At 49.4% G+C, this 14,787-nt stretch carries 15 protein-coding genes; 4 read left to right on the top strand and 11 right to left on the bottom strand.

Translation table 11 applies throughout. From position 1 onward, the window contains the following. Positions 1 to 4: 4 nt before the first annotated feature. The 6 genes from BZG74_RS01205 to BZG74_RS01230 all read right to left on the bottom strand — a co-directional run bounded on the left by BZG74_RS01205 (position 5) and on the right by BZG74_RS01230 (position 3,818). A complete protein-coding gene (locus BZG74_RS01205) occupies positions 5 to 346 on the bottom strand; it encodes a metalloregulator ArsR/SmtB family transcription factor (RefSeq protein ID WP_021024015.1) in 342 nt (113 codons plus the stop codon). A gap of 106 nt (positions 347 to 452) precedes the next feature. Continuing rightward, positions 453 to 1,514, bottom strand: coding sequence for an ACR3 family arsenite efflux transporter (gene arsB, locus BZG74_RS01210; protein ID WP_077770994.1), 1,062 nt, complete (start codon positions 1,512 to 1,514; stop codon positions 453 to 455). 15 nt (positions 1,515 to 1,529) lie between these two features. Continuing rightward, on the bottom strand, positions 1,530 to 2,243 hold the full coding sequence (gene arsH / locus BZG74_RS01215; protein ID WP_077770995.1) for an arsenical resistance protein ArsH: 714 nt from the start codon (positions 2,241 to 2,243) through the stop codon (positions 1,530 to 1,532). Between the two features lies 1 nt (position 2,244). Further along, positions 2,245 to 2,580, bottom strand: coding sequence for a metalloregulator ArsR/SmtB family transcription factor (locus tag BZG74_RS01220; protein ID WP_077770996.1), 336 nt, complete (start codon positions 2,578 to 2,580; stop codon positions 2,245 to 2,247). Positions 2,581 to 2,805: 225 nt separating this feature from the next. Beyond that, positions 2,806 to 3,375: a PIN domain-containing protein gene (locus tag BZG74_RS01225; protein WP_077770997.1), complete on the bottom strand. Its 570-nt coding sequence runs from the start codon at positions 3,373 to 3,375 to the stop codon at positions 2,806 to 2,808. Continuing rightward, a complete protein-coding gene (locus tag BZG74_RS01230; protein WP_077770998.1) occupies positions 3,375 to 3,818 on the bottom strand; it encodes a helix-turn-helix domain-containing protein in 444 nt (147 codons plus the stop codon). Before BZG74_RS01230 ends, BZG74_RS01225 begins: the two co-directional genes overlap by 1 nt. Positions 3,819 to 4,393: 575 nt before the next feature. Here BZG74_RS01230 and BZG74_RS01235 point away from each other — a divergent pair. Both BZG74_RS01235 and xthA read left to right on the top strand, forming a co-directional pair. After that, complete coding sequence (locus BZG74_RS01235) at positions 4,394 to 4,594, top strand: hypothetical protein (protein ID WP_077456687.1); 201 nt, start codon at positions 4,394 to 4,396, stop codon at positions 4,592 to 4,594. A gap of 118 nt (positions 4,595 to 4,712) precedes the next feature. Continuing rightward, positions 4,713 to 5,516, top strand: coding sequence for an exodeoxyribonuclease III (xthA, locus tag BZG74_RS01240; RefSeq protein WP_077665957.1), 804 nt, complete (start codon positions 4,713 to 4,715; stop codon positions 5,514 to 5,516). A 75-nt stretch (positions 5,517 to 5,591) separates the two neighbouring features. On the opposite strand, the gene BZG74_RS01245 is transcribed toward xthA, so the two are convergent. The 5 genes from BZG74_RS01245 to BZG74_RS01265 form a co-directional block, all read right to left on the bottom strand. Further along, positions 5,592 to 6,269 (bottom strand): ABC transporter permease, encoded by a 678-nt coding sequence (locus BZG74_RS01245; RefSeq protein WP_077770999.1) that lies wholly within the window; start codon positions 6,267 to 6,269, stop codon positions 5,592 to 5,594. Between the two features lie 6 nt (positions 6,270 to 6,275). Then, the gene (locus BZG74_RS01250; RefSeq protein WP_077771000.1) at positions 6,276 to 7,016 is read right to left on the bottom strand and encodes an ABC transporter permease; all 741 of its coding nucleotides are present in this window, start codon (positions 7,014 to 7,016) and stop codon (positions 6,276 to 6,278) included. A 38-nt stretch (positions 7,017 to 7,054) separates the two neighbouring features. Beyond that, positions 7,055 to 7,831 (bottom strand): ABC transporter substrate-binding protein, encoded by a 777-nt coding sequence (locus tag BZG74_RS01255; RefSeq protein WP_046073646.1) that lies wholly within the window; start codon positions 7,829 to 7,831, stop codon positions 7,055 to 7,057. An 84-nt stretch (positions 7,832 to 7,915) separates the two neighbouring features. Further along, positions 7,916 to 8,686, bottom strand: a complete 771-nt coding sequence (locus tag BZG74_RS01260) for an ABC transporter ATP-binding protein (RefSeq protein ID WP_069361038.1) — start codon at positions 8,684 to 8,686, stop codon at positions 7,916 to 7,918. Positions 8,687 to 9,119: 433 nt separating this feature from the next. Further along, positions 9,120 to 10,349, bottom strand: a complete 1,230-nt coding sequence (locus BZG74_RS01265; protein ID WP_077771001.1) for a tetratricopeptide repeat protein — start codon at positions 10,347 to 10,349, stop codon at positions 9,120 to 9,122. Positions 10,350 to 10,777: 428 nt separating this feature from the next. On the opposite strand from BZG74_RS01265, the gene BZG74_RS01270 reads away from it, so the two are divergent. Both BZG74_RS01270 and pflB read left to right on the top strand, forming a co-directional pair. Further along, positions 10,778 to 12,289, top strand: coding sequence for a DUF3360 family protein (locus BZG74_RS01270; protein WP_077771002.1), 1,512 nt, complete (start codon positions 10,778 to 10,780; stop codon positions 12,287 to 12,289). A 133-nt stretch (positions 12,290 to 12,422) separates the two neighbouring features. After that, positions 12,423 to 14,699, top strand: a complete 2,277-nt coding sequence (pflB, locus tag BZG74_RS01275) for a formate C-acetyltransferase (RefSeq protein WP_077771003.1) — start codon at positions 12,423 to 12,425, stop codon at positions 14,697 to 14,699. The last annotated feature ends 88 nt before the right edge of the window (positions 14,700 to 14,787 follow it).

A 14,787-nucleotide genomic window follows, 5' to 3' on the forward strand; every position in this document is an offset into this window, starting at 1 on the left:
TCCTTTACACGCAGCAGGTAGGGCGAGACGCCATCTTGGCAAGCCGCGTGATATCTTCTTGATAAGTATCTTTTAGGCAGTTGGAATCAACTAAACCCTGAATTTGTTTGCGCATCCAGCCGGGTAAATCAGCGGCTAAGCGATAAAACACCCATTGCCCTTGGCGCGTATCAACCAACACACCACTGGCCCGCAGTTGCGCCAAATGACGTGAGATCTTCGGCTGCGAGGTGTCCAGCGCTTCGGTGAGCTCGCAAACACATAACTGCCCTTCACGAGCAATAAGCAGTAAACACCGCACACGTGTTTCATCGGCCAATAATTTGAAAAACTGGTGAGGCAACATAGGCTCTCTCACTACACTTCATTAAATGCACATATGGATATGCGTATATTATAAAGCCTAAGCATGCACGCAACCCTGACAAACAAGAATTCACAAAAGCTTCATATTAAGTCGTATAGCGTCGCTTCATTCTTAGCGCGACATTCACCAAGGCAATCAACACAGGCACTTCCACCAGCGGCCCAATCACTCCTGCAAAGGCTTGATCAGAGTGAATGCCAAAGACTGCTATTGCCACCGCAATCGCCAATTCAAAGTTATTACCGGATGAGGTAAACGCAATTGACGCGTTTCGGTCATACGGGATCCCCAGTTTTTTGCCCACAAAGAAGCTAATAAAGAACATCAGCACAAAGTAGGTCACCAGCGGCACAGCGATACGCAACACATCAAGCGGCAACGCAACAATCGCTTCCCCTTTGAGGCTAAACATCAACACAATGGTCGCCAACAAAGCGATTAACGTCATCGGGGAAATACGTGGCAAAAAGACGTCTTCGTACCATTGTTCACCTTTTTTAGCGACCAGCACGGTACGTGATAGATAGCCCGCCAAAAAAGGGATACCCAGATAAATCAGCACACTTTGCGCGATGTCCCCCATGGTGACATCCACCACATAGCTTTGTAACCCCAGCATAGGAGGTAAAACGGTGATAAATAGCCATGCCATCACACTGTAGGTCAGGATCTGAAATAAGCTATTCAGTGCCACTAGGGCTGCGCCATACTCTTTATTGCCACCACTGATGTCGTTCCACACCAAGACCATGGCAATACAGCGTGCTAAGCCAATTAGTATCACTCCTGCCATGTAGCCTGGCTCATCACGTAAAAACAGCACCGCCAGCGCGAACATAAGAATAGGACCCACGACCCAGTTCATGATCAGCGATAGCGTGATGGCTTTTTTGTCGCGCGTGACCGAGCCCAGTAAGCGATAATTTACTTTCGCCAGTGGCGGATACATCATTAAAATCAAGCCAACCGCCAGCGGCACGTTGGTGCTCCCGACCGATAAGCGCTCACTGAGGGTCGCGACGTCGGGAAAAAGCCACCCCACACTCACCCCAATGGCCATAGCGAGGAAAATCCACACGGTTAAATACCGATCGAGCCATCCCATTTTTTGCGCAGCCGACGGTGCACAGGTTTCAGATTGAGTCATCGCGATATTTCCTTTTTATATCTGACGTTGATTGACACGTGTTGATAGTTCATCGGCACTCTCAACGCGCTCAGAGTAGCGATCAACGAGATAGTCTTTGTTGTCACGAAGTAAGAGTGTAAATTTCATAAGCTCTTCCACCACATCAACAATGCGTTGATAAAAAGGCGATGGCAGCATCCGGCCTTGTTCATCAAACTCTAAATAGGCTTTGGGCACCGATGATTGGTTCGGAATGGTAAACATACGCATCCAGCGGCCGAGAACACGGAGCTGATTAACCGTATTGAATGATTGAGAGCCCCCACATACTTGCATCACTGCGAGCACTTTGCCTTGGGTTGGCCTCACGGCCCCAAGACTTAGAGGCACCCAATCGATTTGGCTTTTCATGATACTGGCCATCGAACCGTGGCGTTCAGGCGAACACCAAACCTGCCCTTCAGACCACATCATCAGCTCGCGCAACTCCGCCACTTTCTCATGTGAAGGATCAACACTATCGGCCGCGGGTAAGCCACTAGGATCATAAATCCGCGCCTCGGCCCCCATTGCCGTCAGTAGGCGCGCCGCTTCCTCAACCACCAGTCGGCTGTATGAACGCGCCCGCAAGGAACCATATAGCAACAAGATACGAGGGCGGTGGCTCGATGACTGCACCGCAAACTTATCAGCCGACGGAATATCAAACGCATCGGCCGTGATATTTGGGAGTTCGTTATCATTCATATTATTGGTTTTCCTCACAACAAGTCAGGCTTAAGGCCATTGGTTCGAAAGCCGGCAACATAGCAGGATTGTGTTTTACCGTGGTCAGTAAAATACCGTGCATCCACTCCGGTAAAGCTGGATGCAACCGGTAATAGACCCACTTTCCTCGACGCTTTCCGACAACCAATTGGTGCTTACGTAGTTCCGCCAAATGCCGAGAAATCTTTGGTTGGCTTAGGGCTAACGCCTCCATCAGATCACATACACATAACTCACCATGCTGAGATAGCAGCAATAAAGAGGTCAGCCGAGTGGGCTCGGATAAGGCTTTGTAAAACGTTAGGGTGTCACACATTGAGATCATCCGCGCTTTTTATATATGGAAAATCATATATATGTTTTTTCATATGTCAATTAAAATACTGAGCCATGATAGCCAATTGAAAACAATAGCCTCGTCTGCAGCCTGACATAACTTTTTAAAGATAACTCGGCTTTACCAAGCAACCTTCACTGAGCGTTGCGTGATAGGTATAACGCTAGACAAGCACTGACGCTTAATATTGATGAACAAACTCGACTAAAGCATGCAGCTGAAGCTTCTTAGCTTTGAGACAAAGCTAGGCAGTTTTTGCCGTTGCAAACAGGCTAAAAAGTCATCTGAAGTCATCGGTGGGTTTTTCAAGGCACGTCTTTGTTGTTGAGCTGCCTTAACGCATGCGCTGCTATCTAGTTCAAACATGTCGCATAGGAATTCGTCTGGATGTATGGCAGATAAACCAAGTGGATCAAGTGCCTCTGAAGGGAAGTCTTTTAAATTGAAGGTGATGATAGACTCTGCTTGCCCTTTAATGGCAGCGGCAACGACATGTCTATCATCTACATCAGATAACGTTAACCCGTCTATTAATGGCTCATATCCTTCAATTAAGCAGTCAGGTACATGCGCATTCATCAATTGTCTGGTTCTTGCTAGCCGTTCTGGATCGACATCTGGATTGTTTCTGCGGAGGTTTCTGATCCATTCATCATGTATTTGTTCTGTCCATCGTGCTCTAAATAACCCCGTGTTGGACAAATACATCAAATAGCTACGAAGCGGCGCGGGGTACATAACACATGCGTCTAAAATTACCGTATAGGATGTCATCAATACCCCATATCCATTTCTTGATCTAACGCTGATAGTTCAGCAAGTGCTGCTAGCCGTTTCTCTTCTAAGCGATTCTTATACGCCATCAAATCAGCATAAGCCACCTTCCTGCGGTTACCTTTGCGACTATATGGGATCTCGTTGGCATCAAGCAGCTTAATAAATGTAGGGCGAGACATATTGAGCATGTCAGCCCCTTCTTGCGTGGTCAGCTCGGCCTGAATGGGTGTAATACTCACTGAGTTACCATGGCCTAATTGAGTTAGCACCTCGATCATCATGTTTAACGCACTTGATGGAATAGTGACTTCATGACTCTGACCAGACTTATCGACGACATGAATTTTTTGCGCTTCACCATTGGTTTCTATAACGGCTGATAACGCTTGGCTACTAAGCTTAGCCAGTGTGATTTCTTCGGCACTTGGCAGTGTTGTCATATTCATCGTATTTTCTCGGCTTCGATTTCAGGCGGTATAAGCCTATGTACTGCTCAGTATCTGAAATATTCGAAAATTTGTCAACATTCGAAATTTTCGAAAGCCATTCAAACGCTCTTTGCCGATTGAGTCGAACACGAAACATAAAGGCACCGGGTTTCTAAAAAGCCCTTTACATCCGCATAAAATGCTGTAGTGTGACTAAAGCTCTAGATACGGAGCACCAAAAGACATCAAGTCAAAGTCGAGACAGACCACGCTATTTCCCGCATAGACTCTCTGCAGCAATCCACTTTCGCTTTTTTCCGAGATTGATAACCCGTTAACCCCCCCCCTTTTGCTATCACTCATTGGTGGGTATCACTGTATTGATGGTGATCGCTCACCCTAAAGAGGCCGACGCATTCATTCGGCCCATGATGGATAACCACTGAGGGCAGAGCAATAATCATTTAACTCATGGAGATAATATATGGCCGCCACTAACGGCAGACTGCGTCACTGGTATCATTTACGCCGTACGCAAACACAAACGAAAACGTCTCACAACACAACTAAAACAGTAAGGAACGCCATTGATAGTTAACTTTTCACTCCCTAACCTTGCCAACTGGCAGGTCGCGATTCATCAATTTAATGGGGATATTATCCTCAAGCACTTGCTCCATCGCCTACCGACATTATCCCAACCGACGCTACAGTTTGATCCCAGCACCGAGCTTGGCACTATTTTTAGCCAAGGCGAATGCTTGGGTGAGTTTGCTCTCGCGCACTAACGCTTAGACAATATCGCGCGTTTCCATAACCGGTAGAAATAGAGGCCGCCTTTCCGTTCATTGAACGAAGCTGGTAAAGTGTCTTGCTATTAACAAGACAACAAAGGCAGCCTCAAACGTGAAAATCATTTCATTCAATATCAATGGTATTCGTGCTCGTTTGCATCAATTGCAAGCCTTGATTGAAAAGCATCAACCTGACGTGATCGGGTTACAAGAAACCAAAGTTCATGACGACGCCTTCCCCCTTGCTGACGTCGAAGCCATGGGTTATGAAGTGCACTTTCATGGCCAAAAAGCCCATTATGGCGTGGCAATGCTGTGTAAGAAGTCCCCTATCAGCGTACAAAAAGGCTTTCCCACTGATGATGAGGACGCGCAACGCCGGATGATCATGGCGACTTTTGAAGACGAAAACGGCAAGCCAATTACTGTGCTCAACGGTTACTTCCCGCAAGGGGAAAACCGCAGCCATGAAACCAAATTCCCCGCCAAGCGTAAGTTTTATCAAGACCTGATGACCTATTTAGCCGGCCGTGACCCGAGTGAACAGCTGGTCGTGATGGGCGATATCAATATCAGCCCGAAAGACGATGACATCGGTATTGGCGAGCAAAACGCCAAACGCTGGCTACGCACTGGCAAGTGCTCATTCTTGCCCGAAGAGCGTGAGTGGCTGGGCACCCTGATGGATTGGGGATTTGTTGACACCTTCCGTGCCCTGCATCCTAGCGTGAACGATCAGTTCTCGTGGTTTGACTACCGCTCCCGCGGCTTTGACGATAACCGCGGCCTGCGTATTGACGTGATTCTGGCCACCCCAGATCTAGCGAGCCAATGCATCGATGCTGGCATTGACTACGAGCTTCGTGCGATTGAAAAGCCATCAGATCACGCACCGATTTGGGCGACCTTTAAGTAAGCCCCAAGTTATACGCTTTGGATAAAAAACGCCGCAGATGACACTGCGGCGTTTTTTATTTGAGATTGAGCCCAATTAGCTAAGCGGCTTTAAATGGCGCAGGAAGCGGCGCTCTGCTAAGCGGAACATCCAAAGGATGCTAAATGTCAGGGCCATATAGAACGCCCCCGCAGTCAAAAACGACTCGAACGGCGCATAATAGCGCGAGTTAACAATCCGCGCGGCACCGGTTAAATCGACAATGGTGATAATCCCTGCCACCGCTGAGCCGTGGAGCATAAACACCACTTCGTTACTGTACGCCGGTAACGCACGTCGCATCGCGCTGGGCAATACAATGCGCGAAAAGGCTTTATAAGGGCTCATGCCATAAGCGATCGCCGCCTCGACTTCCCCTTTCGGTAAGCCATTAATCGCGCCACGAATGATTTCCGCTGTATAAGCAGCTGTGTTGAGTACAAAGGCCACCAAGGCGCAGAACCAAGCATTCTGCCACAAGGTATCTTCAACATTTACTACCTGACTTAAGCCGTAGTAAATCAGATACAACTGAATGAGCAACGGTGTACCCCGGAAAAAATAGATAAACGCCCACGCGGGATAGCGCCATAAAGGCAATTGTGCATTACGCGCGACCGCCACTGGCACCGCCACCACTAAGCCAATCACCAACGCAGAGGCGACCAGCCATACGGTGGTCCAAAGGCCGTCTAAGTATATCGGCCAGGTTTCGAGTACAAGAGAAAAATCCATGGTCACCTACCGCGTGTGAATACTAAAACGGCGCTCCATCCAGCGCAGTCCCGTGGTCGAGATGCTGGTGAAGAGCAAGAAAATCAGTGCGACGGTAAAGTAAAAAGTGAATGGCATTTGGGTGGATCCCGCCGCCAATGCCCCTTTACGCACCATGTCGTCAAGGCCAATGATCGATACCAGCGCGGTGGTTTTAAGCAGTACCAACCAATTGTTGCCAAAGCCTGGCAGCGCATGTCGGATCATCTGCGGCAACAGAATACGGCGAAACGCTAAACTGCTGCTCATCCCATAGGCACGTGCCGCTTCCATCTCTCCTGAATCCACCGCCATGATAGCGCCACGGAAGGTTTCCGCCATGTAAGCGCCAAAGATAAACCCGATGGTTAGGATCCCGGCGATAAATGGGCTGACATCGATGTAATCGGGCAAATAGGACGTCCAATCATGATTGGGATCTTGATCGGCCATGTACTCGTTTAACCACTCATTGATGCCGTACAAACTGTTATTTAGCAGCATTTGCCCGCCGTAAAAAATCAGCATCATCAGCACCAGATCAGGGATGCCGCGTATCACCGTGGTATACACAGTCGCTATCCCGCGCAGCCAACCAAATTTGGAGAGTTTCGCCAGTGCGCCCAGCATACCCAGCAACATGGCAAGACCTAACGAGAGCAGCGCAACCTGAAGGGTCACCCATGCGCCTTCAAGCAGGGACCACTCGTAACCTTTCAAATCAATCATATGAATCGGGCAGCACTTTCATGCTGCCCGCCTGCCTATTACTCGCCGTAAACGTCGTAGTCAAAGTACTTGGCAGCAATCTCGTCATACACGCCTTTTTCACGCAACGAATCGATCGCTTGGTTAAGCTTCTTGGTCAGTTCTTTGTCTTGCTTACGTGTCGCTATACCAAAGCCTTCACCAAACCACTCAGGGTCAGTGAGTGACGGGCCAATGAACGCAAACTCGTCACCCCCCTCTTTGTCGAGCAGCCCTTGTTGGAGTGCCGACGCATCGCCAAGGATTGACTCAATACGGCCTGCTTTTAGATCCAGGTAGGCTTCATCAAAGGTGCCGTAACGGACGATATCCACCGAATCGCCATAGTTATCAGTCAGGTATTTATCATGGGTGGTCGCGCGCTGCACACCAATTTTAACGCCCTCTAAGCCCTCTTTAGTAAAGGTCAGATCAGTGCCTTTTTCAGCCACAAATTTATTGGGGATCAGCGCGTATTTGTTGGTGAAGTCAACTTTTCGCTTACGCTCTTCGGTAATGGACATCGCGGCGATAATGGCATCGTATTTACGTGCCAGCAGTGATGGAATAATGCCATCCCAATCCTGCGCCACAATCTTACACTTTGCCTGCATCTCTTCGCAGAGCGCATTAGCCATATCCACATCAAAGCCTTTCAGCTCGCCTTCGTTGGTGGTCCAGCTAAATGGAGGATAGGCCCCTTCGATACCGAAACGTACGACCTTCCAATCCTTGGCTGCTACGGAGGTTGACCCAACCGCGGCCATTACAGCGGCGGCAACTAGCCATTTTTTCATCTTCCTGTCTCCTGTCGTTTTTACGATGTTGTCAGGGCTGCGCCCTATTGCATGGTTATGCTATTGATATTTATGATAAATAGATTAGTAAATCGATGAGATAAACTGCTGCAAACGCTCTGATTCTGGCGAATCAAACAACTCTTTCGGGTTGCCTTGCTCTTCCACTAATCCTTGGTGCAAGAACATCACATGGTTAGACACATCACGCGCGAAGCTCATCTCGTGGGTAACCACCAACATGGTGCGCCCTTCTTCGGCCAGTGAGCGCATCACCCCCAGCACTTCTCCTACTAATTCAGGGTCCAGCGCGGAGGTTGGCTCATCAAACAGCAAAACTTCTGGCTCGACGGCGAGTGCACGCGCAATCGCCGCACGCTGTTGTTGACCACCGGATAAATGGCCTGGGTAGTAGTCGCGGCGCTCATATAGCCCAACGCGATGTAATAACGCTTCTGCTTCTTCAATCGCTTGTGCCTTAGGCACACCTAGCACATGCACGGGCGCTTCGATAACATTTTGCAGCACCGTCATATGCGACCAAAGGTTGAATCCTTGAAACACCATCGCCAGACGCGAACGAATGCGTTGCACTTGCTTGTCACTGACGGGGACGGGTTCACCAGCACGGTTGTTTTTCATTTTGATCAACTCACCATTGACCCAAATTTCACCGCCCGTGGGGGTTTCCAGCAGATTGATACAGCGAAGAAAGGTGCTCTTGCCGGAACCGGAAGAGCCGATAATGGAAATCACGTCGCCGCGGTGGGCGTCGAGGGAAATACCTTTGAGCACTTGATGCTGCCCAAAGCTTTTTTTTAGTGATTTTACCTGTAGCGCCACAGCATCCGTCATGCGCTAACTCCTGTCGTCCGTGAAATCTGTTGTGTTTGTGTTTTTAGCGCACCAAATGCACTGAGTATGATTTGAAAATATCACCCCCCAGCGCAATGAGCAACATTTTGTTAACCTTTAAAGTGCATTCATTATAGTCACTATTACTGCATAAAAAGTCAATCGTAAAATTTACTGCTGAAAAAACCAACAATTGCTTTGTCAGCCATTAGCCGCACTAAACCGGCTTTAACCGAGGTAAGTATAGAAGTTAACTTGAAGAAAGCTGGTTATTTTTATCGTGAAAGCTGACAAAAATTAGCGTTGGAGGGGATAGACGTGCAATTTATTTCATTTCAATGCGATCAGCGGTGCGTAACAAAACTGTGAACATCATAGTTAAACGCCCACTAAAAAAGACAGTGATGATTTTAAAGTAGGCAGTCTCTAACCCTTAAGACAGTCGCGCGTCGCGACGTTTCGCGCGCTTCGCTTTAAGCAGCTCTAAGGTGTCACGCCAGCGCTCGGCAAGGCCGGTAGGATCACGCGCCTCCCACTGTTCTAGTGCATAGTCTGCCAGTGCATAGTCCCCAGCTTTAATCGCACTGATGGATAACCACTGCCACAGCATACGATCATCTTTCAGGCCATAAGAGAGCGCCACTTGCGCGGTATCAATCACTTCCTGCCAATGATTAAGCTGATACGCTAACATCACCTGTAGTTTGAGCGTTTGCTTATCTGGCTCGCTCAAATTCACTTCACTGATCCGGTTTAACGCCGCTACGCGCTGACCTGTTTTTATCAAACACTGCACCAAAAATAACTGCTCATCACGGGTAGGTAGCCGGGTTAACTGTTGTAAACCCTGTTGCCAATACAGCAACGCCTGCTGTGAGGCCCCCTGCTCCATTTGTGCAGCGGAGAGTGTTCGGTAAAGGGCAATGTCAGCATTGGCACGCGCTAAATACTGGCGCGCCGTTTGGTGTGAGCCAGCTTTGGCGTGGGCGCGTGCGGCCTGCTCTAACCAACGAGCAGCCACATCGGGTTGATTGACCAGCTTATCGAATGTCGCTGCCGCCGCCTTAAAGCGTGATAGCGCCATCTCACTGAGTCCTTTGGTTTGCAGGATAAATGCATCCTCCGCACCGAGCTTTTTCAACTGGCGCGCATACTCAATCGCCACGTCGAAACGAGACAGGGCATAAGCAGCCTGCATCGCGAAGCGAGCAGAGGTCGGCTGCAGTGTGTGCTTATCACGAAGCTGGCGAGCATAGTTGAGGACTTCCTCATACTGCTCAACACGAAACGCCAAACTTATCACGGCAGTTAAGGCATCCGCTTCACTCTCTTTACTAAGGCCGTTCAGTGTCAACGCCTGACGATATGCGCGATACGCTTCGGCGCGCTGATCAAGGTACAAGTAGGCAATGGCTCTCAAGCGGTGCAGCTCAGCACGCTCAGGCGCTGTAAACGACTGCTCACCTGATTGTGCCAAAATGCCTTCAGCCTGCGACAAGGCTTGCTGATAGTCGCCGTTTTGAATAGCAGCGCTTACTGTGCCTATATCCACGGCCGGTGCCGCCATTAATGGACTGGACAATACCAGGCTCAAAATCAGGCCACGGAAGACACACATCGGCGTTGGATGACACACAACAAGGCGGAACAATCGGCGCACCATAAGGACCCATTTTTAGAGGACAATATATCGACTATAACCTATCTTTTTTATTCACTACAGCGAGCGCGCAGTGACTGTCTTTATTTATTGACCCAGATTCAAGATGACACCACGCCCGCTTTACATCGGGCGCGTTTATCTTGCTGTTTTGTAGCACATATTCATCGGCTTAAATGGTAATTAAATTACACGAATACGGATTTATCGGTGATGAGAGGGGCAACTCAGGGGCAAAAACCGCGGCTCAAGTGGGCGTAGCACGTAAAAAAATTACACGGTAATGATCTAAGTCAACATTCTACGCCCACCCTGTTGTTAGCATGCTGATAACGAAACAGAACACGGCCATAAGGCCAGCGTTAACAACACATAAAGACTGGCTAAGCCACTGTTTCGAAAGCGTTTGCTTTCTGTACGACGAGGAAATTATGGCAACACATGCTCAAGACCGCAGTGTGAGTCACGAAGAAAAGAGCGAATACCAAAAGAAGCACAAGCCGGCTTCTTCATTTGCCTCCCGCGCTGACTACCTGAATCACGAACTACAAATTATGCGTCCGCGCCGTTGGGGCTTAAACCTGCCTGGCCGTGACTTCCGTTTTGAAATCGAAGACCTTGTCCCTGCTCTAGCGGGTACCATCGGCATTATCGCCATGTACTCTGCAGTGATGATGTCTTGGGCGGACGGTTTAACCGCTGCTTGGGATCACATCACCTTGGGTAAAGCGTTTGCCGTAGAAGTGGCTCGGGTAGAAATGCTTATCCCAGCGCTTCTGTTCTGTGTCCTGTTGTGCGGGTTTATTAACCCACGCGCCAACTTGGCCGGCAACCATGGGCCTATGATTCCACTGATCGGTACCATCGCGTTAGCAGGTGCTCACCCATTGGCATTGGGGATCCTGATTGGTGCCTTTGGCCTGATACTCAGTTATCTAAAAGGTGGCTCCAAATTAGTCAACTTGACCAGTCAAGGGGTCGCCGGTGGCTTGCTGATCTTCCTCGGCTTTGGTGGCGCAAAAGGTCAGATTGAGAGTCTGCTCGCATGGGGCGCGGCGATTGATATGGGCTATATCTCCATTTTAATTCTCGCCGTCTCAATCGTGATCTATGCCTTCTTGGCGCGCATCGGTAAACGCTGGCTCGCGATTCCTGTGTGTGCGGTCACCGGCGGATTAATTGCTACCGCGCTGGGTGCTGGCTCTTCACTGGAGTTCGTCACTCAACCGGGCGTGCCTAACCTTAATCCGGTATACTGGTGGGGTTCGACTGAGCAAGGCTGGCAACTCGGCCTTCCAAACCTGTCGCACTTCCTTGCCTCTTTGCCGTTTGCATTGCTGGCCGTGGCGATGTGGTCACCAGATTTTCTTGGGCACCGTATCTTCCAGGAACTAAATTATCCTAAGAAAGCCGAAAAAGTATTGATGGACGTGGATGACACCATGACAGGTTGTTCTATCCGTCAAATGGTTGGTGCCTCTGTGGGTGGCGGTAACATCACCTCATCGTGGGGAACCTACATGATTCCGGCGGCGATTGCGCGTCGACCCATTCCTGGCGGTGCCATTGTACTGGGTCTGTTATGTATTGCCGTTGCCTTGATTGGCTACCCTATGGATGTCGCCACTTGGCCACCAGTGATGACTATCGCGCTGCTATCGGGTGTGTTCCTGCCCTTGCTTGAAGCAGGCATGCAGATGGTGAAAGACGCCAAGTCGAGCCAAGCAGCGGGTATTTGTATTTTCGCCTCCATGGCTGTTAATCCAGTCTTTGGTTGGGCAGTCACTATGCTCTTGGACAACAACGGCCTTATCGGTGATAAAGAGCGCCCAACAACGCTCTCTACCGTTGACCGTCTGGTGATTCCAACCGCCACAGTGATCATTTGTATTGCTGCCATGTTGGCAGTCGGAATGATTCCCGGCATTCCATCTTTGTTGTAATAACATTGCCCCGCTTTCGGGCGGGGTATCCGGATAAATCGATGGGTCGCAGGCGTCAGCCATACTGACAAATACGATGACTGAACCTGGTCCCAATACATATCTTTTTGAAAAGAGTACAGGTAGGTGCAACATGTCTGAGCACGTTTCCAATGCATGGGAAGGATTTGTTGAAGGTAACTGGAGCAAAGAAGTTGATGTGCGTGACTTCATCCAGAAAAACTATACCCCTTACGAGGGCGACGAATCATTCCTAGTTTCTGAGCCAACTGACGCCACTCGCAAACTGTGGGCGCGCGTGATGGAAGGCATCAAGCAAGAGAACGCGACGCATGCACCGGTTGATTTTGATACGTCTGTGGTTTCTACCCTGACGTCTCACGACGCCGGCTACATCGAGAAAGATCTGGAACAGATTGTTGGTCTACAAACTGACGCGCCGCTAAAACGCGCGATGCTTCCGTATGGTGGTATCCGCATGGTTCAAGGTTCATGCGACGCCTATGGCCGCGAACTTGACCCACAAGTGAAGAAAATCTTCACCGAATATCGTAAAACCCACAACCAAGGCGTTTTCGATATTTATACCCCAGAAATCATGAAGTGCCGTAAATCTGGCGTGTTGACCGGTTTGCCTGATGCATATGGCCGTGGCCGTATCATCGGTGACTACCGTCGCGTTGCGCTATACGGTATCGACTTCTTGATGAAAGACAAGAAAGCCCAATTCGACTCGCTGCAAGAGAAATTCGAAAACGGCGAAGATCTGCAAATGACCATGCAACTGCGTGAAGAAATTGCAGAGCAGCATCGTGCACTGGGTCAATTGAAAGAAATGGCCGCAAGATACGGCTGTGATATTTCTCGTCCTGCCGAAACCGCGCAAGAAGCGATTCAGTGGACATACTTCGGTTACTTGGGTGCAGTGAAAACCCAAAACGGTGCCGCCATGTCGCTTGGCCGCACCTCTACCTTCCTCGATATCTATGTAGAGCGCGATATCGCGGCGGGTAAGCTGACTGAAGAGCAAGCCCAAGAGCTGATCGATCACTTCGTGATGAAGCTGCGCATGGTGCGTTTCCTACGTACGCCTGAGTATGATGACCTCTTCTCTGGTGACCCAATTTGGGCAACAGAATCTGTTGCCGGTATGGGTGTTGACGGTCGTCCACTGGTTTCACGTACCAGCTTCCGTTTCCTAAACAGCCTATACACCATGGGACCAAGCCCAGAGCCAAACATCACCGTGCTATGGTCTGAGCAGCTGCCTGAAGGCTTCAAAAAGTTCTGTGCCAAAGTCTCTATCGACACCTCGTCTATCCAGTACGAGAACGACGATCTGATGCGCACTGACTTTGACAATGACGACTATGCGATTGCGTGCTGCGTCTCGCCAATGATTGTTGGTAAGCAGATGCAATTCTTCGGTGCCCGTGCCAACTTGGCGAAAACCCTGCTTTATACCATCAACGGTGGTATTGACGAGAAGCTGAAAATCCAAGTTGCGCCTGAACACGCGCCAATGACTGACGAAGTGTTGGACTATGACAAAGTCATGGACCGCATGGATCAGTTAATGGACTGGCTGGCTAAGCAGTATGTCACTGCCCTAAACAGCATCCACTTCATGCACGACAAATACAGCTATGAAGCGGCACTGATGGCCTTCCACGACCGTGATGTGTATCGCACCATGGCATGTGGTATCGCTGGCCTCTCGGTGGCAGCTGACTCATTAGCCGCGATTAAATACGCCAAAGTGAAGCCAATTCGTGACGAAGACGGCATTGCAATCGACTTTGATATCGAAGGCGAATACCCAGCATTTGGTAACAACGACGAGCGCGTTGACCAAATCGCTTGTGACCTGGTTGAGCGCTTCATGAACAAAATCCGTTCACTGAAGACCTACCGTGACGCAGTACCTACTCAGTCTATCCTGACTATCACTTCAAACGTGGTATACGGTAAGAAAACGGGTAACACGCCTGACGGCCGTAAAGCTGGCATGCCATTTGGCCCAGGTGCTAACCCTATGCACGGCCGTGATGAAAAAGGCGCGGTTGCGTCACTGACATCTGTCGGTAAATTGCCATTTGCCCACGCCAAAGACGGTATTTCTTATACCTTCTCTATCGTGCCAAATGCACTGGGTAAAGATGAGAATGCACAACGCGCTAACTTGGCAGGCTTGATGGATGGTTACTTCCATCACGAAAGCGGTCAAGAAGGTGGCCAGCACTTAAACGTCAACGTGATGAACCGTGAAATGCTGCTGGACGCGATGGAGCACCCTGAGAACTATCCTCAGCTGACCATCCGTGTTTCTGGTTACGCGGTACGTTTTAACTCGCTGACCAAAGAGCAGCAACAAGACGTGATTACCCGTACCTTTACCTCTTCACTGTAAGAGATAAATAAAGGTTAACGCCTAAAGAAAAACCGCCGGCAATGCTGGCGGTTTTTGTTTATCTGTCGTTTTTCAGCGCTATGTATTG

It is taken from the genome of Salinivibrio sharmensis (genome assembly GCF_001995985.1).
Lineage (GTDB): Bacteria > Pseudomonadota > Gammaproteobacteria > Enterobacterales > Vibrionaceae > Salinivibrio > Salinivibrio sharmensis.

Coding starts and splice junctions, on each gene's coding strand:
- BZG74_RS01205 (WP_021024015.1), bottom strand. CDS start 346: ATGTTGCCTCACCAGTTTTTCAAATTATTGGCCGATGAAACACGTGTG.
- arsB (WP_077770994.1), bottom strand. CDS start 1,514: ATGACTCAATCTGAAACCTGTGCACCGTCGGCTGCGCAAAAAATGGGA.
- arsH (WP_077770995.1), bottom strand. CDS start 2,243: ATGAATGATAACGAACTCCCAAATATCACGGCCGATGCGTTTGATATT.
- BZG74_RS01220 (WP_077770996.1), bottom strand. CDS start 2,580: ATGTGTGACACCCTAACGTTTTACAAAGCCTTATCCGAGCCCACTCGG.
- BZG74_RS01225 (WP_077770997.1), bottom strand. CDS start 3,375: ATGACATCCTATACGGTAATTTTAGACGCATGTGTTATGTACCCCGCG.
- BZG74_RS01230 (WP_077770998.1), bottom strand. CDS start 3,818: ATGACAACACTGCCAAGTGCCGAAGAAATCACACTGGCTAAGCTTAGT.
- BZG74_RS01245 (WP_077770999.1), bottom strand. CDS start 6,269: ATGGATTTTTCTCTTGTACTCGAAACCTGGCCGATATACTTAGACGGC.
- BZG74_RS01250 (WP_077771000.1), bottom strand. CDS start 7,016: ATGATTGATTTGAAAGGTTACGAGTGGTCCCTGCTTGAAGGCGCATGG.
- BZG74_RS01255 (WP_046073646.1), bottom strand. CDS start 7,831: ATGAAAAAATGGCTAGTTGCCGCCGCTGTAATGGCCGCGGTTGGGTCA.
- BZG74_RS01260 (WP_069361038.1), bottom strand. CDS start 8,686: ATGACGGATGCTGTGGCGCTACAGGTAAAATCACTAAAAAAAAGCTTT.
- BZG74_RS01265 (WP_077771001.1), bottom strand. CDS start 10,349: ATGGTGCGCCGATTGTTCCGCCTTGTTGTGTGTCATCCAACGCCGATG.
- BZG74_RS01270 (WP_077771002.1), top strand. CDS start 10,778: ATGGCAACACATGCTCAAGACCGCAGTGTGAGTCACGAAGAAAAGAGC.
- pflB (WP_077771003.1), top strand. CDS start 12,423: ATGTCTGAGCACGTTTCCAATGCATGGGAAGGATTTGTTGAAGGTAAC.